This is a genomic window from Neobacillus niacini (genome assembly GCF_023715785.1).
GTDB lineage: Bacteria > Bacillota > Bacilli > Bacillales > Cytobacillaceae > Neobacillus > Neobacillus niacini_E.
This window is the reverse complement of sequence record NZ_JAMBOX010000058.1, coordinates 1-489: the sequence shown is the minus strand read 5'-3', so window position 1 is coordinate 489 and position 489 is coordinate 1. Positions and strand designations below refer to the sequence as shown.

The following is a 489-nucleotide window of genomic DNA, read 5'->3' as shown; positions in this document are numbered from 1 at the left end:
ACCATCAACATCAAGAAAGACACCAGCTTCGCTATGTTGCTGGAGGCGCAGCGTCGCGGCTATGAACTCCATTATATGGAGATGAACGACCTCTATTTGATCAACGGCGAAGCCCGCGCCCGGACGCGCACGCTGAGCGTCGAACAGAACTACGATAAATGGTATGACTTCACCCGGCGAGCAGGATCTGCCGCTGGCGGACCTTGACGTCATCCTGATGCGTAAGGATCCGCCGTTTGATACCGAATTTATTTATGCCACCTACATCCTGGAGCGAGCGGAAGAGAAAGGCACGCTTATCGTCAACAAGCCGCAGAGTCTGCGCGACTGTAACGAGAAGCTGTTCACCGCCTGGTTCTCTGAACTGACTCCGGAAACGTTGGTCACCCGCAATAAAGCCCAGCTGAAAGCCTTCTGGGAAAAGCACGGCGATATCATCATGAAACCGCTCGACGGCATGGGCGGCGCCTCTATTTTCCGTGTTAAAGC

Annotated in this window: 2 protein-coding genes; both read left to right on the top strand. The window is 54.2% G+C overall.

Going from position 1 to position 489, the window contains the following annotated elements:
• Positions 1-207: hypothetical protein (locus tag M3234_RS28820; RefSeq protein WP_262307925.1), on the top strand; the 207-nt coding region annotated here is incomplete at its 5' end.
• The coding region (locus M3234_RS28815) for an ATP-grasp domain-containing protein (protein WP_262307924.1) at positions 164-489 on the top strand (326 nt) is incomplete at its 3' end. The genes M3234_RS28820 and M3234_RS28815, both read left to right, overlap by 44 nt.